At 60.7% G+C, this 280-nt stretch carries 1 pseudogene; it reads right to left on the bottom strand.

Annotation, left to right across the window (positions count from 1 at the left end):
* Positions 1–280: pseudogene (locus ACO0K4_RS19800) on the bottom strand (MFS transporter); the annotation flags it as partial.

Below are 280 nucleotides of genomic sequence, written 5' to 3' on the forward strand. Positions count from 1 at the left end.
TGCGTCAAGCCATTGAAGATCGGGAAGTAGGTTGCCGCAGCGATCAGGCAGCCGCCCAGGATGATGTATTTGCGGCCGATGCGGTCCGACAGGCTGCCGAAGAACAGGAAGAATGGCGTAGCCAGCAGCAGGGCGATGGCGACCAGGATGGTGGCCGTGGCCATGTCCACTTTCAGGGTTTGCGTCATGAAGAACAGGGCATAGAACTGGCCCGTGTACCAGACCACGGCCTGGCCGGCGGTCAGGCCGATCAGCGCCAGGATCACGATCTTCAGGTTCT

The organism is Undibacterium sp. RuTC16W, from assembly GCF_049339445.1.
GTDB lineage: Bacteria > Pseudomonadota > Gammaproteobacteria > Burkholderiales > Burkholderiaceae_D > Undibacterium.